At 67.6% G+C, this 21,056-nt stretch carries 19 protein-coding genes; 9 read left to right on the forward strand and 10 right to left on the reverse strand.

The window, feature by feature from the left end; translation table 11 throughout:
• Positions 1–96 precede the first annotated feature (96 nt).
• Entirely contained in the window at positions 97–750 is a 654-nt protein-coding gene (locus G3W89_RS04110; protein WP_162572900.1) for a glutathione S-transferase family protein, read from the forward strand.
• Here the strand turns inward: G3W89_RS04110 and G3W89_RS04115 are convergent.
• The 3 genes from G3W89_RS04115 to G3W89_RS04125 form a co-directional block, all read right to left on the reverse strand.
• On the reverse strand, positions 722–2,245 hold the full coding sequence (locus G3W89_RS04115) for a flavin-containing monooxygenase (protein WP_162572901.1): 1,524 nt from the start codon (positions 2,243–2,245) through the stop codon (positions 722–724). The two genes, G3W89_RS04110 and G3W89_RS04115, sit on opposite strands and share 29 nt — an antisense overlap.
• A 64-nt stretch (positions 2,246–2,309) precedes the next feature.
• Positions 2,310–3,044 (reverse strand): phosphatase PAP2 family protein, encoded by a 735-nt coding sequence (locus G3W89_RS04120; RefSeq protein WP_162572902.1) that lies wholly within the window; start codon positions 3,042–3,044, stop codon positions 2,310–2,312.
• Positions 3,045–3,211: 167 nt separating this feature from the next.
• Positions 3,212–3,532, reverse strand: coding sequence for a hypothetical protein (locus tag G3W89_RS04125; RefSeq protein WP_162572903.1), 321 nt, complete (start codon positions 3,530–3,532; stop codon positions 3,212–3,214).
• Positions 3,533–3,744: 212 nt separating this feature from the next.
• Between G3W89_RS04125 and G3W89_RS04130 the strand changes: the two genes are divergently transcribed.
• The gene (locus tag G3W89_RS04130) at positions 3,745–5,259 is read left to right on the forward strand and encodes an ATPase domain-containing protein (RefSeq protein ID WP_232076313.1); all 1,515 of its coding nucleotides are present in this window, start codon (positions 3,745–3,747) and stop codon (positions 5,257–5,259) included.
• Positions 5,256–6,791 (forward strand): hybrid sensor histidine kinase/response regulator, encoded by a 1,536-nt coding sequence (locus tag G3W89_RS04135; protein ID WP_232076315.1) that lies wholly within the window; start codon positions 5,256–5,258, stop codon positions 6,789–6,791. Before G3W89_RS04130 ends, G3W89_RS04135 begins: the two co-directional genes overlap by 4 nt.
• Before the next feature lie 16 nt (positions 6,792–6,807).
• Here the strand turns inward: G3W89_RS04135 and G3W89_RS04140 are convergent, their stop codons facing one another.
• Genes G3W89_RS04140 through G3W89_RS04165 form a run of 6 tightly spaced genes read right to left on the reverse strand, consistent with a single transcriptional unit; the run spans position 6,808 to position 13,254 of the window.
• Positions 6,808–7,953, reverse strand: coding sequence for an Ldh family oxidoreductase (locus G3W89_RS04140; RefSeq protein WP_162572904.1), 1,146 nt, complete (start codon positions 7,951–7,953; stop codon positions 6,808–6,810).
• Positions 7,953–9,479 carry a UxaA family hydrolase gene (locus G3W89_RS04145; protein WP_162572905.1) on the reverse strand — a complete coding sequence of 509 codons (1,527 nt, stop codon included), beginning with the start codon at positions 9,477–9,479 and terminating at the stop codon, positions 7,953–7,955. The genes G3W89_RS04140 and G3W89_RS04145 overlap by 1 nt, the downstream gene beginning before the upstream one ends.
• 23 nt (positions 9,480–9,502) lie before the next feature.
• Positions 9,503–10,897, reverse strand: coding sequence for a TRAP transporter large permease (locus tag G3W89_RS04150; protein ID WP_162572906.1), 1,395 nt, complete (start codon positions 10,895–10,897; stop codon positions 9,503–9,505).
• 34 nt (positions 10,898–10,931) lie between these two features.
• On the reverse strand, positions 10,932–11,489 hold the full coding sequence (locus G3W89_RS04155) for a TRAP transporter small permease (RefSeq protein ID WP_162572907.1): 558 nt from the start codon (positions 11,487–11,489) through the stop codon (positions 10,932–10,934).
• A gap of 38 nt (positions 11,490–11,527) precedes the next feature.
• A complete protein-coding gene (locus tag G3W89_RS04160) occupies positions 11,528–12,517 on the reverse strand; it encodes a sialic acid TRAP transporter substrate-binding protein SiaP (protein ID WP_162572908.1) in 990 nt (329 codons plus the stop codon).
• Complete coding sequence (locus G3W89_RS04165; RefSeq protein WP_162572909.1) at positions 12,514–13,254, reverse strand: FadR/GntR family transcriptional regulator; 741 nt, start codon at positions 13,252–13,254, stop codon at positions 12,514–12,516. The genes G3W89_RS04160 and G3W89_RS04165 overlap by 4 nt, the downstream gene beginning before the upstream one ends.
• A gap of 129 nt (positions 13,255–13,383) precedes the next feature.
• Here G3W89_RS04165 and G3W89_RS04170 point away from each other — a divergent pair, with 129 nt between their 5' ends.
• Genes G3W89_RS04170 through G3W89_RS04180 form a run of 3 tightly spaced genes read left to right on the forward strand, consistent with a single transcriptional unit; the run spans position 13,384 to position 15,733 of the window.
• The gene (locus tag G3W89_RS04170; protein ID WP_162572910.1) at positions 13,384–14,118 is read left to right on the forward strand and encodes an SDR family oxidoreductase; all 735 of its coding nucleotides are present in this window, start codon (positions 13,384–13,386) and stop codon (positions 14,116–14,118) included.
• Complete coding sequence (locus tag G3W89_RS04175) at positions 14,115–14,861, forward strand: SDR family NAD(P)-dependent oxidoreductase (RefSeq protein WP_162572911.1); 747 nt, start codon at positions 14,115–14,117, stop codon at positions 14,859–14,861. Before G3W89_RS04170 ends, G3W89_RS04175 begins: the two co-directional genes overlap by 4 nt.
• Positions 14,862–14,884: 23 nt before the next feature.
• Positions 14,885–15,733: a fumarylacetoacetate hydrolase family protein gene (locus G3W89_RS04180; RefSeq protein ID WP_162572912.1), complete on the forward strand. Its 849-nt coding sequence runs from the start codon at positions 14,885–14,887 to the stop codon at positions 15,731–15,733.
• Between the two features lie 37 nt (positions 15,734–15,770).
• Here the strand turns inward: G3W89_RS04180 and G3W89_RS04185 are convergent, their stop codons facing one another.
• Entirely contained in the window at positions 15,771–17,309 is a 1,539-nt protein-coding gene (locus tag G3W89_RS04185; RefSeq protein WP_162572913.1) for a CoA-acylating methylmalonate-semialdehyde dehydrogenase, read from the reverse strand.
• A gap of 118 nt (positions 17,310–17,427) precedes the next feature.
• Between G3W89_RS04185 and G3W89_RS04190 the strand changes: the two genes are divergently transcribed.
• From G3W89_RS04190 to G3W89_RS04200, 3 genes are all read left to right on the forward strand, one after another.
• On the forward strand, positions 17,428–18,366 hold the full coding sequence (locus G3W89_RS04190) for a LysR family transcriptional regulator (protein WP_162572914.1): 939 nt from the start codon (positions 17,428–17,430) through the stop codon (positions 18,364–18,366).
• Between the two features lie 142 nt (positions 18,367–18,508).
• Positions 18,509–19,195: a TetR/AcrR family transcriptional regulator gene (locus G3W89_RS04195; RefSeq protein WP_162572915.1), complete on the forward strand. Its 687-nt coding sequence runs from the start codon at positions 18,509–18,511 to the stop codon at positions 19,193–19,195.
• Between the two features lie 60 nt (positions 19,196–19,255).
• On the forward strand, positions 19,256–21,052 hold the full coding sequence (locus G3W89_RS04200) for an acyl-CoA dehydrogenase C-terminal domain-containing protein (RefSeq protein ID WP_162572916.1): 1,797 nt from the start codon (positions 19,256–19,258) through the stop codon (positions 21,050–21,052).
• Positions 21,053–21,056: the final 4 nt, after the last annotated feature.

Here is a 21,056-nt window from a genome sequence, read left to right on the forward strand (position 1 = left end):
CCTTTTAGGAGACGGCAATCAGCAAGCCCGAAGCACTTACCATGGTCTCTGGCATGCCAGAGTACGTCCGCAACCGATGAACAGGAGAGCCTTGCGATGACCATCACCATGACCGCCTTCGAACGATCGCCCGATGGCGGCAAGGGTTTGGCGCGCGACACGCGCGTTCGGTGGGCGCTCGAAGAAGTCGCCCAGCCTTACGAGGTTCGTCTCGTTTCTTTCCGTGCAATGAAGGAACCCGCCCACCTGGCCCTTCATCCTTTCGGCCAGATTCCCACTTATGAGGAAGGCGATCTCACCCTGTTCGAGACGGGCGCGATCGTCCTGCATCTCGCCGAGCGGCATGCGGGCCTGTTGCCGGACGATGCGAATGCGCGTGCACGTGCAATCACGTGGATGTTCGCTGCGCTCAACACCGTAGAGCCGGTGATTCTCGACCTCGTCACCGCGAGAATCCTGGAGCGCGACAAGTCGTGGAGCAAGGAGCGCCTGCCTCTGGTGGTGGATCGCATCCGCGATCGGCTGGGCCAGCTTGCTGCTCGCCTCGGCGATGCCGAATGGCTCGACGGCGGTTTCAGCGCGGGCGACCTGATGATGGTGTCGGTGCTGCTCAGGCTGAGGCCTTCGGGCATCCTCGACGAATTCCCAAGCCTGGCAGCCTATGTCGCGCGCGGGGAAGCGCGGCCCGCATACAAGCGCGCATTCGCCGCGCAATGGGCGGTCAACGCCGGCCGGCCATCCCCGGGCTGATGGGGCAGTTCATGGGCCCTGAGCCCAATCGCTCCAGCTTCTGCAACTCCGCAGTGCAGAACTCGGGGGACCGCACGCACCCGAACGCCATGGCCTCGCTGGCAAACCGGCTCGCCGCGTCGGGCAGCGCATCCCGGCCTTGCAGTCGAAATGAAATCGGCGCGAGCGGGCCGAAGAGCAGGGCACGCTGCAGCCCAGGCCAGCGTTCCAGGTCGGGCTCCACGCCGGCGGCGCGCGCGAACAGCAACGCCATCAGGTTCATCTTCGTTTTCCGCGGCTTGTCGCCAAGGGCGCGACATTCGGCAAGGCCCAGATGCATCGCTTCGGGCGTCGGAAATGCGATGGCGCCGCTCCAGACGTAAGCCAGCCATCGCGCCTGTAGTTCAAGCGGTGGGAACATCGGCCCGGACTGGTCCCACATGCCCACGAATGCCAGGCCCGGCAGTTCCGGATGGAAGGTGTGCTTGTACAGGTCGAGGCGCTGTGCAGCCATGTCGAGCGTGCGGCGGATCGGTTCGCTCAGGAACGGCAGACGCAGTTCGAAGCCCGTGCCGAAGAGAATGCCGTCGAACGCCTCGGTTCGCCCGTCGACGAAGCGGACCTGCGTGCCATCGACACGGTCGAACCACGGACGCACCTCGATGCGGCCTTCTGCGACCAGCGGGAGATAGTGCTGGCTGAGCGTCAGGCCAGCGTCGAAGATGCTGTCGGCGGGCTTGGGTGCGCCGTACTGTTCGGGGCTGCCCACCGCATCGAGCACCAGTTCCTTCAGCATCGCACCGAACTCGGCGGGTGGCAGCGACTCTTCTGCCAGGGCCTGGTAGCGCGTGAACACGCGATGGTCGGACGGGACCCCGGCGATCAGCTTGGGAAGCACGTAGCGCTGTCGCCGGTTGCAGACGACGACGCGGTCCGCGCCGAGCATGCAGAGATCGCCGGCGATTTCGAGGGCGCTGATGGCACAGCCCGCCACGAGAACGCGCTTGCCTCGGTATCGCTCCGGGTCCTTGTAGGCGCTGGTATGCGCCACGCCGGCATCGCCTGCGAACGACTCCAGGCCCGCCACCTGGGGAACGCACGCCTGCTGGAACCGGCCGCTGGCGACCACGACCTTCTCGAAGACTTCCTCCCGAGCGCCGTGCCGAACCGCCCATCCGCCGGGTGCTGCACGGATCTCGCGCACGGGCGTACCCAGACGAGTCCGGCCGGGCAGCCCGAAACTGCCCGCATATCGCTGGAGGTATTCGCCGATCTCGCGGTTCGAGGGGTAGGTGGCCAGCCCCGGCGCGTGCGGCAGGTCGCTGAATTGCGTGAGCACGCGGCTGGTGTTCGTGCGCATGGACGGCCATACGCCGCTGCAACTCGCGTCGCCACTCCACTGGCCGCCCGGCATCGCCGCCTGCTCGAACAGGACGGGCGCGAAGCCTTCGGATTGAAGGTAGCGCGCGGCGACCAACCCGCCGGGCCCGGAACCGATGACTGCAACTTTTTGCATTGCTTTCCCTCCTGGGCGCATTCTCGACGCGGCACGCCTGTCCGGGATCTGCAACTGCCCTGCCTTAGCCCGCTCTGTCTCCGCTGTCGCGGGAATCCGTCCTTTTCGCACGCAGCACCCAATGCGCCATCAGCAGCCAACCGGTGGCCCATGCGGCCCCGAGCGCCCAGCCCGCCAGCACATCCGTCGCCCAGTGCACCCCCAGCGCCACGCGGCTCACGCCCACCAGGAAGGTCGCCACGGCGGCCATCGCCAGAATGAACACGCGCTCCACCCGGCGGCTGCGCGTGTTCGCCAACAACGCCCCGAGCGTGAGGAACACGATCGCCGACATGCTCGCGTGCCCGCTCGGAAAGCTCATGCCCCACGCCGCATGATCGGCAAAGGCGAGGTCGGGCCGCAGGCGCCCGAAAGCGGGCTTGAGCAGCAGGTGGATCAGCACGGCACCAGCCGCCGTAGAAGCGGCCACCAGGACCGCGGAGGTGCGCGCCGAAAGCAGCGCCAGGTAGATCACGGTGGCGACGACCAGAAAGCTCAGCACCACGGCGCTGCCCAGGCCGCTCAGGTCTCGCATGACCACGCCGAAGCGCGGGTGTGCCGACCTGATGCGCTCGGCGGCCTCGAGCAGTTGCATGTCGAGGCTGTGGGTGTCGCCCTCGAGCACTTCGCTGGCCAGGAGCGAAAACGCCAACAGCAACAACACGACGCCCAACCCGGCGACGAGCGGCAAGACCAGCGTGCGCAGGGCAGCGAAGGGGCGCGACCCCAGGCGCACTGCGAGAGCTCGGCGAAGAGGCATGGGTCGGGTTGCGCGGGGCCCCGCGGACTCTCCCGCGGAAGGGGGAGGGCGTTGTTCGGGTTGGCGGTCGTCTGGAGGCATCTGCGCATCGTGACGCAATCCGATGCAGGCGAGTGTCAGTCCAAAGCGCCGCCGCATGCAACGGGGTCCCGCCCCGGAGCACTGCCTCAGTTGAGCGCGGCTCCCCGGTACTCGGCGAGCTCGGTCCGCTGGAACTCGCCCACCGGCAGCCGGCGGTCCTCCAGCCCCGGAAAGCGCCCGACGACCTCGCCGCGCTCCCGCACCCAGCAGCCCTTCACGGTCTCGCTGCCCCACCAGGTCAGGTAGGCGACGCGGGCGAGGCCCTCGCAATCGCCCTGGGCATCCGTGAGGCTCATCACGTCGAAATCGGCGCCGTTGGTGGTGTAGAGGATGCCCGGCTGCAAGTTGCAGGCTGCGAGCAGCGCGCAGCCCAGCGCGAGCGCGGGTACGGAAACTGGTGACTTCATGTCGTGCTCCCTCGCGGCCGAACCCTCGACCGCGTGAGCCGATTGGGCCCCGGCGCGGCCCGGCCGTCATCCTCCGGGAGGACGAGAACACGAGCGGGGCAGGCGCCGGCGGACACAAGGAAGGGGATGACCCCCTACAACGTGTTTGGCCGACAAGCCTTAAATTCGGCGCCTATTTGATTTATTTTTTATAACGTCTTTTGGAACTGGAAATGAGCGCAAGCACCCTGCCACGCGGCGGCGGCAACCACCATGAGCATGAGGACCGGCTGCTCAAAATGGGCGTGCCCGGCCTCGACGACGTGCTCGGCGGGGGGCTCACCGCCCACCGGCTCTACCTTCTGGAGGGGGCGCCTGGCGCGGGCAAGACGACTGTGGCGATCCAGTTCCTGCGCGAGGGGGTCGCCAATGGCGAGGCGGTGTTGTACATCACCCTTTCGGAAACGATGCAAGAGCTGCAGGGCGTGGCGAGCTCGCATGGCTGGGACCTCACCGGCATCGAGGTGCGGGAAATGCTGCCGTCGCAGGACGCACTGGAGCCAGACGACCAATACACGATGTTTCACCCCTCGGAGGTGGAGCTCGGCGAGACCACCATCAGGATCCTGGCCGACGTCGACAAGATCAAGCCCAGCCGGGTGGTGTTCGACTCGCTCTCCGAGCTGCGCCTGCTGGCGGGCGGGTCGCTGCGCTACCGCCGGCAGATCCTGGCGCTCAAGCAGTTCTTCACCGGCCGGCAATGCGCGGTCCTGCTGCTGGACGACCTCACGGCCACGGACCAGGACCTGCAGGTGCAGAGCATCGCGCACGCGGTGATCCGGCTGGAGCAGCTCAACCCCGAGTACGGCACATCGCGCCGGCGGCTGGTGGTCACCAAGTACCGCGGCAAGGAGTTCCGCGCGGGCTATCACGACTACAAGATCACCCGCGGCGGGCTGCAGGTGTTTCCGCGGCTGGTCGCCTCGGAGCACGCGCTGCCGGTGCAGCAGACGCGCATGGCCAGTGGGCTGCCCGCGCTCGATGAGTTGCTCGGTGGTGGCATCGAGAGGGGCACCAGCACGCTCTTCGTGGGTGCGCCGGGCACCGGGAAGTCGACCGTGGCGGTCCAGTTCGCGCTTTCAGCGGCAAAGCGGGGCGAATGCGCGGCGCTCTTCATCTTCGACGAGAGCATCAACACCCTGCGCACGCGCTGCCTGGGCCTGGGCATGGACCTCGGGCCCTTCCTCGAGTCAGGCCAAATCCGCGTGCGCCAGGTCGACCCCGCGGAGCTGTCGCCCGGCGAGTTCGTCCATGAGATCCGCGAGGCCGTCGAGCAGCACCATGCGACGGTGGTGGTGATCGACAGCCTGAACGGCTATCTCAATGCCATGCCGGACGAACGCTTCCTGATCGTCCAGCTGCATGAGCTGCTGACCTACCTCGGTCAGCATGGCGTGGCCACCATGCTGATCGGCGCGCAGCATGGCTTGATCGGCATGCAGATGCAGACGCCGGTGGACGCGAGCTACCTGGCGGACTCCGTGGTGCTGCTGCGCTATTTCGAGGACGAGGGCGAGGTGAGGCAGGCCATCTCGGTGCTCAAGAAGCGCAGCGGCGCGCACGAGCGCAGCATCCGCTCCTTCTCGCTGGATGCGCAGGGCATCCATGTCGGCCTGCCGCTGCGCAACTTCAGAGGCATCCTCACCGGTATCCCTATCCCGATCGACGGCGTCCGGACGCCATCGTGAGCGCGGCGCCTTCCGATCGCGACGAGCGCATCCTGCTGCGGACGGCGACCTCGAGGGACGCCGCAATGGCAAGCGCGGTGCTCGACCGCGCGCACTTCGTCTCCCACGTGTGCGAGGACATGGGCGCGCTGGTGCGTGAGCTGGCGCTTGGTGCCGGCGCCATCATGCTCGCGGAGGAGGTGCTCGCGGGCCCGCCCCTGGTCGAACTCACGGGTGCGCTCGGCGCGCAGCCGGCCTGGTCCGACGTGCCGGTGCTGGTCCTGGCGCGGCAGGGGGCAGACTCCCGCGCAGTGGCCAACGCCATGGACGAGTTCGCCAACGTCACGGTGATCGAGCGGCCGATGCGCGTGGCCGCGCTGGTGAGCGCCGTGCGCACGGCACTGCGCTCGCGCCGCCGCCAGTACGAGCTGCGCAGCCTCCTCGAAGGGCTGCGCGATGCCGACCAGCGCAAGACCGAATTCCTCGCCACCCTGGCCCACGAGCTGCGCAACCCGCTGGCACCCCTGGGCACGGCGCTGTCGCTGCTGTCGCGCAAGAAGCCTCCGCCGGACGAGGCCGTGAAGTATTACGAGCTGATGAGCCGCCAGGTCGAGCACATGGTGCGGCTGGTGAACGACCTGATGGAGGTCTCTCGCATCACGCGCGGCAAGATCGAGCTGCACCTGGGCCCCGTGCTGCTCGACGCGGTGATCGAGGACGCGATCGAGCTGAGCCGGCCGCTGTTCGATCGCGCCGGCCATTCGCTCACCCTCGAGTTGGGGCCCGACCCGCTGGTGGTGCGGGGCGATGCGGTGCGCCTCACCCAGGTCTTTTCGAACCTGCTGAACAACGCCGCCAAGTACACGCCGCCGGGAGGCCGGGTGACGGTCACCGCGCGGCAGGAAAGCCGGCAGGCCGTCGTTGCGGTGAGCGACACGGGAACCGGCCTGGCGCCGGACATGCTCAAGTCGATCTTCGAGATGTTCGTCCAGGTGAGCGGCACCTCACGCGAGGCGCAAGGCGGGCTCGGCATCGGCCTGACGCTGGTGAAGAGCCTGGTCGAACTGCAAGGCGGCAGCATCGAGGCCACGAGCGAGGGGCTGGGCCGCGGCGCGACCTTCACGGTGCGCCTGCCACTGGCCAAGAGCACGTCCGTGTCCCGGCGGCGCACGCGGGTGTCGCAGGACGGCTGGGCGCCCTCTATCGAAGGCACGATCCTGGTCGTCGACGACAACCGGGACGCGGCCGACAGCCTGGCCGAGCTGCTGGGGACGATGGGCGCGAACGCGCTGGTGGCCTACGGCGGCGAAGAAGCGCTGCAAGTGGCTCGGGAGCACGAGATCGACATCGCCGTGCTCGACATCGGCATGCCGGGCATGGACGGCTGCGAGCTGGCGCGCCACCTGCGCGCCGAGCCCCGAGGCGCAAACCTGAAGCTGATTGCGCTGACGGGCTGGGGGCAGCAGGGCTACCGGGACCGCATCGCGTCGGCCGGCTTCGACCACCACCTGCTGAAGCCGCTGAACCTGAGCGAGTTCATGGCCTTGCTGTAGGCAGGCTCCCGGCCGGTCAGCCGATCGCCACGCCCACCTTTGCGCCGGCGGCCACGATCTCGCCCCAGGTTGCGTCGTCGATCCAGATGCCCTCGCGCTCGCGCGCCGCGCGCGCCTGGCGCTCGGGCTCGCCGGCGATCTGCACGCCCTCGAAGCCCTGGCCCGGCGGGCTTTGGCGCAGCCATTCGATGAAGAGGCGGGCCTCCTGCTCGAAGCTGGCCTGGGTGCCGAGTTTCGCCGGGTCGATGACGATGGCGAGCATGCCGTTGAGCACGGTGCGAGCGGTGTCGGGCTGGCGATGCCAGGTGCCGCCGCCCGTGAGCGCGCCGCCCAGCAACTCGCAAGCCACGGCCATGCCGTAGCCCTTGTGCTCGCCGAAGGTCATCAACGCGCCGAACAGTCCGTTGCTCTGCGGCACCACGACGACGCCCGGGTCGTCCGTGGGGGCGCCGTGCTCGTCGATGAGGTAGCCAGGCGGCACCCGCTCGCCCTTGTTGTGGGCGACGCGCATCTTGCCCTGGGCGACGCGGCTGGTCGCGTAGTCCAGGATGAAATGTTGGCCCCCAGGCTCCCCCACTGCGTGTGGGTCGCCACTCCCCGAGGGGGCTGCCCCGCCTTGGGGCGGCCCGGCGGCGGGGCGGGTCTCGGCGCCCTTCAGCGGAATCCCGATGCAGCAGGGATTGGTGCCGAAGCGCCCGTCACCGCCGCCCCACGGCGCGACCACCGGACGCGAAAGCACGTTGACGAAGTGCATGGAGACCAGGCCCTGCCCCGTCGCCATTTCCGCGAAGTGCCCGATGCGGCCCAGGTGGTGCGCATTGGCAAGTGAGAGCACGCAGCTGCCGTGCTGCTTCGCGCGTTCGATGGCCATCTGCATGGCCTGCACGCCGACGATCTGCCCGTAGCCGCGCTGGCCGTCGAGGGCGAGCATGGGCCCGCTGTCGAGGTTGATCTTGACGGCAGTGTTGGGCTTCAGGCCGCCCTCGGCCGCCGCGTCGACGTAGCGCGGCACCATGCCGACGCCGTGCGAGTCATGGCCGCTGAGGTTGGCGAGCACGAGGTTGGCGGCGACCTGCTCGGCTTCGGCAGCGGTGCTGCCGGTGCCGGCGATGATGGCGGCGACCTGCGTGCGGAGGGTGGAGGCGGAAAGTGTCCGGGCCATCACATCACCGCCCCGACCTGCCACGGCACGAACTCGTTCTGCCCGTACCCGTGCTTCTCGCTCTTGCTCGGCGCGCCGGATGCCGTCGCCAGCACCAGCTCGAAGATGCGCTGGCCCATCTCCTGGATCGACACGCTGCCCTCGACGATCTCGCCGCAGTTGATGTCCATGTCCTCCTCCTGCCGCTGCCACAGCGCCGAGTTGGTGGCCAGCTTGAGCGAAGGGGAGGGCGCGCAGCCGTAGGCCGAGCCGCGGCCCGTGGTGAAGCAGATCATGTTGGCGCCGCCCGCCACCTGCCCGGTCGCGCTCACCGGGTCGTAGCCCGGCGTGTCCATGTAGACGAACCCGTGCGCGCTCACCGGCTCCGCGTATTCGTACACCGCCTCGAGGTTGCTGGTGCCGCCCTTGGCCACCGCGCCCAGGCTCTTCTCGAGGATGGTGGTGAGCCCGCCGGCCTTGTTGCCGGGCGAGGGGTTGTTGTTCATCTCGCCTTCGTTGATGGCGGTGTAGTGCTCCCACCAGCGGATGCGCTCCACCAGCTTCTCGCCCACTTCGCGCTGAACCGCGCGGCGCGTGAGCAGGTGCTCGGCGCCGTAGATCTCTGGCGTCTCCGAGAGGATGGCGGTTCCGCCGTGCGCCACCAGCAGGTCCACCGCCGCACCGAGCGCCGGGTTGGCACTGATGCCGGAATAGCCGTCGGAGCCGCCGCACTGCAGGCCGATGGTGATGTGCTCGGCGCTGCAGGGCTCGCGCTCCGACGCGTTGGCGCGCGGCAGCATCTCGTTGATCAGCGCCACGCCCTTGTCCACCGTCTTGCGCGTGCCGCCCGTGTCCTGGATGTTGAAGACGCGCAGGTTGTCGCCCTCGCGCAGGTTGCCGGTGGCCAGCCAGGCATTGATCTGGTTCGCCTCGCAGCCCAGGCCCACCACCAGCACGGCGGCGAAGTTGGCGTGCGTCGCATAGCCGGTGAGCGTGCGTTCCAGCAGCTGCATGCCCATGCCGCCGGTGTCCATGCCGCAGCCGGTGCCGTGCGTGAGCGCGACGACGCCGTCGACGTTGGGATACGGCGCGAGTGCCGACGGGTTGGTCCGGCGCGAGAAGTGGTCGGCGATCGCGCGTGCCGCGGTGGCCGAGCAGTTCACGCTCGTCAGCACGCCGATGTAGTTGCGCGTGGCCACGCGGCCGTCGGCGCGCCGGATGCCCATGAAGCTCGCCTCGCGCCGCGCGGGCGGCGGCTTCACGTCGGCGCCGAAGGCGTAGTCGCGCTCGAAGTGGCCCTTGTCGGGGCCCATGTCGAGGTTGTGCGTGTGTACGTGCTCGCCGGGTGCGATCGGCCGGCTCGCGAAGCCGATGATCTGGTTGTAGCGGCGCACCGGTTCGCCCTGGGCGATGGCGCGCACGGCGACCTTGTGGCCGGGCGGGACCAGGCCGCGGGCAGTCACGCCTTCGATGGGCGTGCCGCCGACCAGCTGGCCCCGGGCGATCACGACGTCGTCAGCCGGGTGGAGTCGAATAAAGGGATTCATCGTGGATGTCCTGCGTCGGAAGATCAGAAGAACATTTTCGGCAGCCACAGTACCAACTTGGGCATGTAGGTGATGATGCCCAGGCTCAGCAGCAGCGGCACCAGCCAGGGCAGGATCGCCATGGTGGTGCGCTCGAAGCTCAGGCCGGCCACCCGCGCCAGCACGAACAGCACCATGCCCATCGGCGGGTGCAGCAGGCCGATCATCAGGTTCAGCACCATCACCAGGCCGAAGTGGATCGGGTCCACGCCCAGCTGCGTCGCAATGGGCAGCAGGATGGGCACCAGGATCGTGATCGCCGCGGTCGGCTCCAGGAAGCAGCCGACGAACAGCATCAACAGGTTGGCCAGCAGCAGGAAGACCCAGGCCTCCTTGGTGAAGCCCAGAACCCAGCTGGCGATGTCGGTGGTGACGCCGGTGGCCGTCAGCATCCAGCCGAAGATGGAGGCCGCGGCGACGATGAAGAGCACCGTGGAGGTGGTCTCGATGGTGTCGAGGCAGACCTTGACGAACATCTTCCACGACAGCGTGCGGTACCACCCGAAGCCGAGGATCATGGCCCACACGCAGGCGGCGATCGCGCCCTCCGTGGGCGTGAAGAGGCCGGTGCTCATGCCGCCGATCAGCAGCACCGGCGTCATGATGGGCAGCAGCGCCTCGAACGCGAAGATCCGGTCGAGCACGAAGAGCAGCGCCAGGCCCACGAAGACGGTGATCTGCGCCGGCGCGCCCAGCTTCGTCACCGCGACCCACAGCAGGAGCGGCCAGCCGATCACCACCGCCAACTCGCACAGCGCCTTGAAGAGCCGCGTGCTGGAGAACTTGACGTCGCCGCCCCAGCTGTTGCGGTGCGCGTACCAGCCGACGGTGAACATCATCAGCAGCGCCAGAAGGGCGCCGGGCAGGATGCCCGCCAGGAAGAGCGCGCCGACCGAGACGTTGGCCATCATTCCGTAGATCACGAAGGGCAGGCTCGGGGGGATGATCGGCCCCAGCGTGGCCGAAGCCGCCGTCACGCCCACCGCAAACTCGGTCGAGTAGCCGTGCTCCTTCATCGCCTTGATCTCGATGGTGCCGAGGCCCGCGGCGTCGGCGATGGCGGTGCCGCTCATGCCCGCGAAGATGACCGAGCCCAGCACGTTCACATGCCCCAGTCCGCCCTTGAGCCAACCCACCAGTGCCAGCGCGAAGTTGTAGATGCGGGTGGTGATGCCGGCGTTGTTCATCAGGTTGCCGGCCAGGATGAAGAAGGGCACCGCCAGCAGCGGAAAGCTGTCGATGCCGCTGACCATGCGGTGGATGACGACGAAGGGCGGGAGACTTTCCGACAGCAGGATGTAGACCAGCGAGGCGCCGGCCATGGCGATGGCGACGGGAACGCCGCCGGCCATGAAGAGCAGGAAGAAGATCTTGAGCATTTTTGGGTTGGTTATAGGCGGGCCGGAGGCGCGCTCACGAATCGGCCAGCGTGGACTCGGGGCGTTCGAGCACGCTATAGCCGCGCCGCCAGTGCACCCGTGCCACCTGCAGCGAGCGCCAGGCCATCGCCGCGAAGCCGAGCAGGCACAGGCCATACACGAGGTTCATCGGCAGGTCGACAATGGTCATGCGCGTCTGGTTGCCGATCTTCAGCATCATCTGCACGGTCATCACGACCGCCGCCGCGAAGAAGGCGACGCGCAGCACGTCGACCGCGCGCGATATCCAGAGGCCGATCGCGCCGGGCAGGTAGCGGTAGAAGAAGTCGACCTGGATCTGGTTGTTCTTCGAGACGCCGATGGCGGCGCCGATGAAGACGACGCCGATGAGCATGTAGCGCGCCACCTCCTCGGTCCACGCGGCGGAGTCGTTCATCACGTAGCGGGTGACGAATTGGTAGAAGACGGTGAGCCCCAGGAGCCAGAAGATCGCGAGCGCGGCCCAACCCTCGACGATGGTGTCGGAGAGGTCCACCTCCTCGTCCTCGGCGTGGAAGTGGCCTTCGTCGTCGATGATTTTTTGTTCGGTCATGGCTTGGTCTCCCCCACCCGGAGGGGGAGGGAGTGAAGTCACTTGATCGCGGTGATCCGGTCGTAGTCCTGCTGCCGGTAGCCATGGTCCGTCGGCTTGGTGTTCTTCAACACCGCCTCGCGGAACGCGTTCTTGTCCACCGTGATCACGTTGTTCCCCTTCTTCTTGAACTCCTCCACCAGCCGCGCTTCCGAGGCGATGATCTCGCGCCCGGTCTTCTCCGCGGCCTCCTGCATCACCTCGGTGAAGATCTTCTTCTCGTCGGCGGAGAGCTTGCCCCACAGCTGCCCGGAGGTGATGGTCAGCAGCGAATCGACGATGTGCCCCGTCAGCGAGATGTTCTTCTGCACCTCGAAGAACTTCTTGGCCTCGATGGTCGGCAGCGGGTTCTCCTGCGCATCGACCGTGCCGTTCTGCAGCGCGAGGTACACCTCCGCGAAGGCGATCGGCGTCGGGTTGGCACCCAATGCCTTCGGGAAGGCCAGGTACGCCGGCGCATCCGGCACGCGGATCTTCAGGCCCTTCATGTCCTCGGGCTTGGCCACCGGCCTGGCGGCGCTGGAGGTGACGTGGCGCGCGCCGTAGTAGGTCAGCGCCGTGATGTGGTTGCCGCTCTTGTCGTCGTAGCCCTTGGCCAGTTCCTTGAAGACATCGCTCTTGGCGTACTTCAGCTGGTGCTCCGCGTCGCGGAAGATGAAGGGAAAGTACGACACCGCCAAAGGCTGGTACGTGCGCCCCGCAAAGCTCGCGCCCGAGAGGATGATGTCGACGGTGCCCAGCGTCAGGCCCTGGTTGATGTCGGCCTCCTTGCCCAGGGTGGAGGCCGGGAACACCTGGACTTCGTACTTGCCGTTGGTGCGCTTCTTGATCTCCTCGCCGGCCCAGACCGAGTACTTGTGGAAGGGCTCCGAAGTCTCGTAGACGTGGGCCCACTTGAGCTTGGTTTGCGCCTGCGCGGCGCCGAGGGCACCCGCGGCGAGAAGGCAGGCGGCGATCGTCTTGAGTGCGACTCGCTTGGCAGGGGTCATTTTCTTGTCTCCATCGGTGGTTGAAAGAAGAGGTTGGCGCGGCGCCAGCTGGCGCTGAAACGCTGGTGCGACTTGTCCATGTGGGCGTGCATCGCGCGGCGGGCACCTTCGGCGTCCCGCCCGGCAATGGCGTCGCGGATCGCCTCGTGCTCGGCGATTGCCGAGCGCCAGGATTTCATGCTCTCGAAGTAGCCCCCCAGCCGCGTGAAGATCGGCCCGCGGCGCGAATCCCAGAAGCCTTGCACCGTCTCCGACAACACCACGTTGCCGCAGCATTCGACGATGGCCATGTGGAAGGCGCGATCGCCCTCCAGCGGCATCACGTTGCGGTCGGCCAGGCCGCGCATGAGCTCGATGGCGCGCGTCATCGCCTCGATGTCCTTGCGCCTGGCCGTGGTCGCCGCAATGGCCGCGGTCTCGCCCTCGACCACGCGGCGTGCACGAATCAGCTCGAGCGGGCCCCATTCGGTGCTGGCCTCCGGCGCGGGCGCCGGCGCAGGCCGCGGGCGGTCGAGCACGTACACGCCGGAGCCCGTGCGCACCTCGACCCAGCCCTCGACCTCGAGCGCGATGAGCGCCTCGCGCACCGAGGGCCGGCTCACGCCCAGCTGCTTGGCCAGGTCGCGCTCGGCTGGTAGGCGCGCACCCGCGGCAAACTCGCCCTTCGCGATCAGCGCACTGAGCTGGTCGGCGATCTGGCGGTAGAGGCGTCGGGGTTCGAGAGTCTGCAGCGGCACTTAGGGGTTGTCCTGGATTGGCCAGGTGGTCAGGCCAATTCAGAATACGAGGCGCCGCGCGATGCAGCCATCGGGCCAAACCCTGAACGCCGGCATCGTCGATCCGTTCCACAGCGACAAGGACATCCCATGAGACTCAAGGGCAAGACCGCGCTCGTCACCGCGGCCGGTCAGGGCATCGGCCACGCGAGCGCGCTCGCATTGGCCGCCGAGGGCGCGCAGGTCTGGGCGACCGACATCAACGAGGCACTCCTGGCGCGCTTTGCGGGCGTCGACAACATCACCATCGCGAAGCTCGACGTGCTCGACAAGGCCGCGATCGACGGCTTCGCGAAGACGCTGCCCGCGCTCGACATCCTCTTCAACTGCGCCGGCGTGGTCCACAACGGCGCCGCGCTGCAGGCCACGGACGAGGACCTGGACTTCGCCTTCCGGCTCAACGTGCGCGCCCAGCTGTGGACCATCCAGGCCGTGCTCCCGGGCATGCTGGCCGCGGGGCGAGGCAGCATCATCAACATGGCGAGCGTGTGTTCCAGCATCAAGGGCCTGCCGAACCGCTGCGTCTACGGCACCACCAAGGCGGCGGTGCTGGGGCTGACGAAGAGCATCGCGGCCGACTACGTGGGCCAGGGCATCCGCTGCAACGCGGTGTGCCCGGGCACGGTGGACACCCCCTCGCTGGCCGACCGCATCAACGCCAATGCCGACCCGGCGGAGGCGCGCAAGGCCTTCATCGCCCGCCAGCCCATGGGCCGGCTGGCGCAGGCCGAGGAGATCGCGCCGCTGGTGGTCTTCCTCGCCAGCGACGAGTCGCAGTTCGTCACCGGCCAGGCCTATGCGGCCGACGGCGGGATCACCATATGAACCAGCTCGACTTTCGCGACCGGCATGCGGTCGTGACCGGCGGCGCCACCGGGCTCGGGCGCGGTATTGCGCAGCGGCTCATCGAGTCGGGCGGCACCGTCACGCTGTGGGACCGCGATGCCGAAGCCGCGGAGAAGGCGGCCTGGGCCCTCGGCCCAGGGGCTTCCGCGCTGAAGGTCGACGTCGCACAACAGCCCTCGGTCGCCGCTGCAGTGGAGGCGACGCTTTCGCAGGCCGGGCGCATCGACGCGCTGGTCAACAGCGCGGGCATCACCGGCCCCAACGTCAAGCTGTGGGATTACCCGGTGGATGCCTGGCGCCAAGTCATGGAAGTCAATCTCAACGGCCTCTTTCTCTGCTGCCGCGAGGTGGTGCCGCAGATGCGCAAGCAGGGCTCCGGGCGCATCGTCAACATCGCCTCGGTCGCGGGCAAGGAGGGAAATCCCAATGCCAGCGCCTACAGCGCGAGCAAGGCGGCGGTGATCGCGCTCACCAAGTCGCTGGGCAAGGAGCTGGCCGACACCGGCGTGCGCGTCAACTGCGTGACGCCGGCCGCGGTCAAGACGGCGATCTTCGATCAGATGACGCCGGAGCACATCGGCTTCATGCTTTCCAAGATCCCGATGGGCCGCTTCGGAACGGTGGAGGAGGTTGCCGCCATGGTGGCGTGGCTTTGCACCGATGATTGCTCTTTTTCCACGGGCGCGGTGTTCGACCTGTCGGGCGGCCGCTCCACCTATTAGTTTTTCCCAGAAGAAAGGACCTCATGAAACTCGTTCGCTATGGCAATCCGGGAAAGGAGAAGCCCGGGCTCGTCGACGACAACGGCCAGCTGCGCGACCTCAGCGCGGTGGTCAAGGACATCGGCCCCGAGCAGCTCGGCGATGCCGCCCTGGCCAAGCTGCGCAAGGTCAAGCTCGACAAGCTGCCGCTGGTCAGGGGCAAGCCGCGCTACGGCTGCCCGGTGGCCAACGTCGGCAAGTTCATCGCCATCGGCCTCAACTACGCCGACCATGCGGCCGAATCGGGCCTGCCGATTCCGGCCGAGCCCGTCGTCTTCATGAAGGCCAACAGCTGCGTCCAGGGCCCGAACGATCCGGTGATGCTGCCCAAGAATTCGGTCAAGAGCGACTGGGAAGTGGAGCTGGGCGTGGTGATCGGCGCGAACGCGCGCTATGTCTCGCAGAAGAGCGCGCTCGACTGCGTGGCCGGCTACTGCGTGATCAACGATGTGAGCGAGCGCGAGTACCAGATCGAGCGCGGCGGCACCTGGGACAAGGGCAAGGGCTGCGACACCTTCGGCCCCATCGGCCCCTGGCTGGTGACGCGCGACGAAGTGCCCAACCCGCAGAAGCTCGCGATGTGGCTGGACCTCAACGGCAAGCGCATGCAGACCGGCAATACCAAGACCATGATCTTCAACATCGCCAAGATCGTGAGCTATGTGAGCCAGTTCATGACGCTGGTGCCCGGCGACGTGATCACCACCGGCACCCCGCCCGGCGTGGGGCTGGGCATGAAGCCGCCGCTCTATCTGAAAAAGGGCGACGTGATGACGCTGGGAATCGACGGGCTGGGCGAGCAGCGACAGGAAGTGATCGGGTTCAAGGCCTGACGCTTGTTCCCTCCCTTCTCGAGGGAGGGAACAATGCCTACTTGGCCGTCGGCATCACGAACTCGGCCCCCTTGGGCGTGCTCTCCGGCCAGCGCTGCATGATCGACTTCTGGCGCGTGTAGAAGCGCACGCCTTCCTCGCCGTAGGCGTGCATGTCGCCGAACAGCGAGCGCTTCCAGCCGCCGAAGCCGTGCCAGGCCATGGGCACGGGGATCGGCACGTTGATGCCCACCATGCCCACTTCGATGCGCCGCGAGAACTCGCGCGCCACGTTGCCATCGCGGGTGAAGCAGGCCACGCCGTTGCCGAACTCGTGTGCGTTGACGAGCTCCACCGCCTCTTTCAGGTCGCGCACGCGCACGCACGAAAGCACCGGGCCGAAGATCTCTTCCTTGTAGATGCGCATCTCGGGCGTGACATGGTCGAAAAGCGTGCCGCCCATCCAGAAGCCGCCGGACGTGTCGGCTCCGTTGCCTTCACCCGCTTGCCTGCCGTCGAACTTGCGCCCGTCGAAGACCAGCTTGGCGCCTTCCTGTTCGCCGAGCGCGATGTAGCCGGCGATGCGCTCGTGCGCAGCGCGGGTGACGATCGGGCCCATTTCGGCCGCGAGGTTCATGCCGTCGAGCACCTTCAGGGTGCGGGCTCGCTCGGCCAGCATCGGCACCAGCTTGTCTGCCACGTCGCCCACCAGCACGGCGACGCTGATCGCCATGCAGCGCTCCCCGGCCGAGCCGTAGCCGGCGCCGATCAGTGCGTCCACCGCCTGCTCGAGGTCGGCATCCGGCATGACCACCATGTGGTTCTTGGCGCCGCCCAGCGCCTGTACGCGCTTGCCGTGGCGCGCGCCGGTCTCGTAGATGTAGTTGGCGATCGGGGTGGAGCCGACGAAGCTCACGGCCTTCACCTCGGGGTGCTCCAGCAGCGCGTCGACCGCTTCCTTGTCGCCCTGGACCACGTTGAACACGCCATCGGGCAGGCCTGCCTCCTTCAGCAGCTCGGCCATGCGCAGCGAGGCGCTGGGATCGATCGGGCTGGGCTTGAGGATGAAGCAGTTGCCCGCTGCGATGGCGACCGGGAACATCCACATCGGCACCATCACCGGAAAGTTGAAGGGCGTGATGCCGGCCACCACGCCCAGCGGCTGGCGCATCGTCCAGTTGTCGATGCCGGTGGAGACCTGGTCGGTGTAGTCGCCCTTCAGCAGCTGCGGGATGCCGCAGGCGAACTCGACGATGTCGATGCCGCGCGAAACCTCGCCCTGCGCATCGGTGAAGACCTTGCCGTGCTCGGCGGTGATCAGGCGGGCCAGCTCGTCGCGGTGCTTGTTGAGCAGCTCCAGGAACTTGAACATCACCCGTGCGCGCCGGATCGGCGGCGTGTCGGCCCAGGCCGGGAAGGCGGCGCGGGCGGCCGCAACGGCTGCATCCACGTCGGCACGGCCGGCCAGCGACACGCGGCCGGTGACGGCGCCGATGGCGGGGTTGAAGACGTCCTGCGCACGCTCGGACGTGCCGCCGGCGCGCTGGCCGCCGATGTAGTGCGCGATGGGCGTGGGGGTCGAGGGCTGCTTGGTCATGGCGGATCTCCTGCGGTTGCTGCTGCGTACTGGAAGTCTGGCGAGTCTAGGAAGCACGATGCATCCTGCCAAGGCGACAGGACTGAATTGATTGTTCGCAATGGTGAACAATCCAGCCATGGATGCCAAAAATATCGAGCTGCTCTGGACCCACATCCACTGGCTCACCGTGCTGGAGCAGCAGGGCAGCTTCACGGCCGCTGCCGCTCGCCTGGGCGTGAGCAAGGCAGCGATGAGCCAGCGCATCGCCGAACTGGAGCGCGCCGCCGGCGTGCCGCTGGTGCGCCGCACCACCCGGAGCGTGCGCCTGACCGAGGCCGGCCAGCGGCTGGTGGACGACACGCGCGCGCCCTTCGATCAGATTGCCCACAGCTTCGCCGGCGTGCGCGACCTCGCGGGCGTGCCGCGCGGTCTCTTGCGGGTGACTGCACCGGTTGCCTTCGCGCGCCAGCAACTGGTGCCGCGGACCGCTGATTTCCTGCGCGCCAATCCCGAGGTGCGCCTGGCGCTCGACCTGTCGGACCGGCTCAGCGCGCTGGCGGTGGAAGGCTTCGACCTCGCGATCCGGCATGCCGCCTCGGTCCCCGACACCCACGTCGCCTGGCGGCTGTGCGCCACGCGATCGGTGCTGGTCGCGAGCCGGGCCTACCTGCGCCGCCGTCCCGCGCCGCAAACGCCGCAGGCGCTGTCGCAACACGACTGCCTGCATTACCCGCGCGCGCAGGACCAGCCGGCGTGGACGCTGGAGTCGTCGAACGGCCGCCGCCCGCTTGAACGCGTCACGATCCCGGTGGCCGGCCCCTTCGCCGCGAACAACAGCGAGGCCCTGCGCGATGCAGCGCTGGCCGGCTTGGGCATCGCGCTGGTCCCTGACTTCAGCGCACAAGGCGCACTGCAGGCCGGCAAGCTGGTGCAGGTGTTGCCGCAATGGACGCCCGTGGGCGCCTTTGCGGAGCAGCTCTTTGCCGTGCGCCCCTACGCCAGCCATGTGCCGACGGCGGTGACGGTGTTCGTGGCCTGGCTGAGGGAGTCGTTGAAGGACGGGTTCGCGGCCTGAGCGGTGATGGCGGACAAAGAACCTGATGAGTCGCCTGACCCAGGTCCATAACCTTCTGCCGCTGTCGGGCTTTCATCGAGCCGGCGGCGAAAGGCCTGCAAAATAGCACGATCGTTCGTTTTATTGCCAGGCCCGATCGCTCATGCCAACCCCCGGCTCCTCCAAACTTTCCCGCGCGCCCCAGAAAGGCCAGCAGACCAAGGCCGTCATCGTCGACGCGGCACTGAACCTGGCCGCGCAGATCGGCCTGGAGGGCTTGTCGATCGGCGCTCTGGCCGAGGTCACCGGCATGAGCAAGTCGGGCGTGTTCGCCCATTTCGGCTCGCGCGAGGAACTGCAGATCTCGGTGGTGCGCGAATACCACGCGCGCTTCGAGCAGGAGGTGTTCTATCCGGCGGTGCAGGCGCCGCGCGGGCTGCCGCGGCTGCGTGCGCTGTTCGCCAACTGGATGAAGCGCACCTCGGCCGAGATCGACTCCGGCTGCATCTACATCAGCGGCGCCGTCGAGTTTGACGACCGGCCCGGGCCGGTGCGCGACGCGCTGGCCGAATCGGTGAACACCTGGCTGGCCGCCATGCTGCGCGCCGTGCTGCAGGCGCAGGAGGAAGGCCAACTGCACGCCGATGCGGACGCCAAGCAGATCTCCTTCGAGATCCACGCGCTGATCCTCGCGCTGCACTACGAAGCACGCTTCCTTCGCTCTCCCGACTCGCTGGCACGTGCCAACGCCGGCTTCGACAACATCCTCGCGCGCTGCGCAACGCCCGATGCGCTGGCCGCCTCCGCAGCGGCCACCGCCTCGTCGCGCAGGTTCAAGCCGGTGCGCTGAGCGCACGCGACTCGACAACTTTTTCAAACTCTTTTCCTCTTTCTTCCGGAGACTTTTTCCATGCCCGCCTACACCCCGCCCCTTCGCGACATGCAGTTCGTGATGCACGAAGTGCTCAAGGTCACCGATGAACTCAAGGCACTGCCCAAGCATGCAGAGGTCGACGCCGACACCATCAACGCAGTACTCGAAGAGGGCGGCAAGTTCGCCGCCGAGGTGACCTTCCCGCTCAACATCTCGGGCGACGAGGAAGGCTGCGTGCTCGACAAGACCACGCACGAGGTGAAGACGCCCAAGGGCTTCAAGGAGGCCTACGCCAAGTACGTCGAGGGCGGCTGGGCGGCGCTGTCCTGCGACCCGCAGTACGGCGGACAGGGCCTGCCCTTCGTGGTCAACCAGTGCTTCTACGAGATGCTCAACTCGGCCAACCAGGCCTGGACCATGTATCCCGGCCTCTCGCATGGCGCCTACGAGGCGCTCGTTGCGCATGGCACGGACGAGCAGAAGAAGACCTACCTGCCCAAGCTCACCAGCGGCGAATGGACCGGCACCATGTGCCTGACCGAGCCACACTGCGGCACCGACCTGGGCCTGCTGCGCACCAAGGCCGAGCCGCAGCCGGATGGCACCTACCGGCTGACCGGCAACAAGATCTTCATCTCGGCCGGCGAGCACGACATGGCCGAGAACATCATCCACCTGGTGCTGGCCCGCCTGCCGGACGCGCCCAAGGGCAGCAAGGGCATCAGCCTGTTCGTGGTGCCCAAGTTCAACGTCAAGCCCGATGGCTCGCTCGGCACACGCAACGGCATCTACTGCGGCGGCCTGGAGCACAAGATGGGCATCCACGGCAACGCCACCGCACAGATCGTGCTCGAAGGCGCCAGCGGCACGCTGGTGGGTGATCCCAACAAGGGGCTGGCCGCGATGTTCGTGATGATGAACGCGGCGCGCCTGGGCGTGGGCAACCAGTCGCTGGGCCTGACCGAGGTGGCCTTCCAGAACGCGCTGGCCTATGCCAAGGACCGCATCCAGATGCGCTCGCTCTCGGGCGTGAAGGCCAAGGACAAGGACGCCGACCCGATCATCGTGCACCCCGACGTGCGCAAGATGCTGATGACGGCCAAAGCCTATGCCGAAGGCGGCCGCGCGCTGGCCATCTTCTGCACGCTGCTGCTCGACAAGGAGCATCACCACCCCGACGAGAAGGTGCGCAAGGAGGCGGGCGAGCTGGTCGCGTTGCTCACGCCCATCGTGAAAGCCTTCATCACCGACAACGGCCACATCTCGACCAACGCCTGCATGCAGGTCTTCGGAGGGCATGGCTACATCAAGGAATGGGGCATGGAGCAGTTCGTGCGCGACAACCGCATCAACATGATCTACGAGGGCACCAACACCATCCAGTCGCTCGACCTGCTGGGGCGCAAGGTGCTGGGCAACAACGGCGCCACGCTCAGGAAGTTCGGCAAGCTGGTGGCGAAGCTGGTGGAGGAAGAGGGCGTGAACGAAAAGATGAGCGAGTTCATCACACCCATCGCCGTGCTCGGCGAGCAGCTCACCAAGTTCACGACCGAGCTGGGCTTCCGCGGTTTCCAGAACCCCGATGAGGTGGGCGCCGCGGCGGTCGACTACCTGCGCGTCGCGGGCCATTTCGTGTTCGGCTACATGTTCGCGCTGCAGGCACGCGTGGCGCTCGCCGCCATCGCAGCGGGCAATGCCGACCCGTTCTACCAGGCCAAGCTGCAGACCGCGCGTTTCTATTTCGCGAAGCTCTTTCCCGAGACCGCAACGCTGATGCGCACCGCACGCGCGGGCGCGGCGCCGCTCATGAACACCGACGCCGCCCTGGCTTGATCAC

The sequence above is a fragment of the Variovorax sp. PBL-H6 genome (assembly GCF_901827155.1).
In the GTDB taxonomy this organism is placed as follows: Bacteria; Pseudomonadota; Gammaproteobacteria; order Burkholderiales; family Burkholderiaceae_C; genus Variovorax.

Bases quoted from the DNA above. Each gene is read 5' to 3' on its own strand.
- G3W89_RS04200 (WP_162572916.1), top strand. From the start codon at position 19,256: ATGCCCGCCTACACCCCGCCCCTTCGCGACATGCAGTTCGTGATGCAC.
- G3W89_RS04170 (WP_162572910.1), top strand. From the start codon at position 13,384: ATGAGACTCAAGGGCAAGACCGCGCTCGTCACCGCGGCCGGTCAGGGC.
- G3W89_RS04185 (WP_162572913.1), bottom strand. From the start codon at position 17,309: ATGACCAAGCAGCCCTCGACCCCCACGCCCATCGCGCACTACATCGGC.
- G3W89_RS04120 (WP_162572902.1), bottom strand. From the start codon at position 3,044: ATGCCTCTTCGCCGAGCTCTCGCAGTGCGCCTGGGGTCGCGCCCCTTC.
- G3W89_RS04160 (WP_162572908.1), bottom strand. From the start codon at position 12,517: ATGACCCCTGCCAAGCGAGTCGCACTCAAGACGATCGCCGCCTGCCTT.
- G3W89_RS04140 (WP_162572904.1), bottom strand. From the start codon at position 7,953: ATGGCCCGGACACTTTCCGCCTCCACCCTCCGCACGCAGGTCGCCGCC.
- G3W89_RS04145 (WP_162572905.1), bottom strand. From the start codon at position 9,479: ATGAATCCCTTTATTCGACTCCACCCGGCTGACGACGTCGTGATCGCC.
- G3W89_RS04190 (WP_162572914.1), top strand. From the start codon at position 17,428: ATGGATGCCAAAAATATCGAGCTGCTCTGGACCCACATCCACTGGCTC.
- G3W89_RS04125 (WP_162572903.1), bottom strand. From the start codon at position 3,532: ATGAAGTCACCAGTTTCCGTACCCGCGCTCGCGCTGGGCTGCGCGCTG.
- G3W89_RS04175 (WP_162572911.1), top strand. From the start codon at position 14,115: ATGAACCAGCTCGACTTTCGCGACCGGCATGCGGTCGTGACCGGCGGC.
- G3W89_RS04180 (WP_162572912.1), top strand. From the start codon at position 14,885: ATGAAACTCGTTCGCTATGGCAATCCGGGAAAGGAGAAGCCCGGGCTC.
- G3W89_RS04195 (WP_162572915.1), top strand. From the start codon at position 18,509: ATGCCAACCCCCGGCTCCTCCAAACTTTCCCGCGCGCCCCAGAAAGGC.
- G3W89_RS04150 (WP_162572906.1), bottom strand. From the start codon at position 10,897: ATGCTCAAGATCTTCTTCCTGCTCTTCATGGCCGGCGGCGTTCCCGTC.
- G3W89_RS04155 (WP_162572907.1), bottom strand. From the start codon at position 11,489: ATGACCGAACAAAAAATCATCGACGACGAAGGCCACTTCCACGCCGAG.
- G3W89_RS04130 (WP_232076313.1), top strand. From the start codon at position 3,745: ATGAGCGCAAGCACCCTGCCACGCGGCGGCGGCAACCACCATGAGCAT.
- G3W89_RS04115 (WP_162572901.1), bottom strand. From the start codon at position 2,245: ATGCAAAAAGTTGCAGTCATCGGTTCCGGGCCCGGCGGGTTGGTCGCC.
- G3W89_RS04110 (WP_162572900.1), top strand. From the start codon at position 97: ATGACCATCACCATGACCGCCTTCGAACGATCGCCCGATGGCGGCAAG.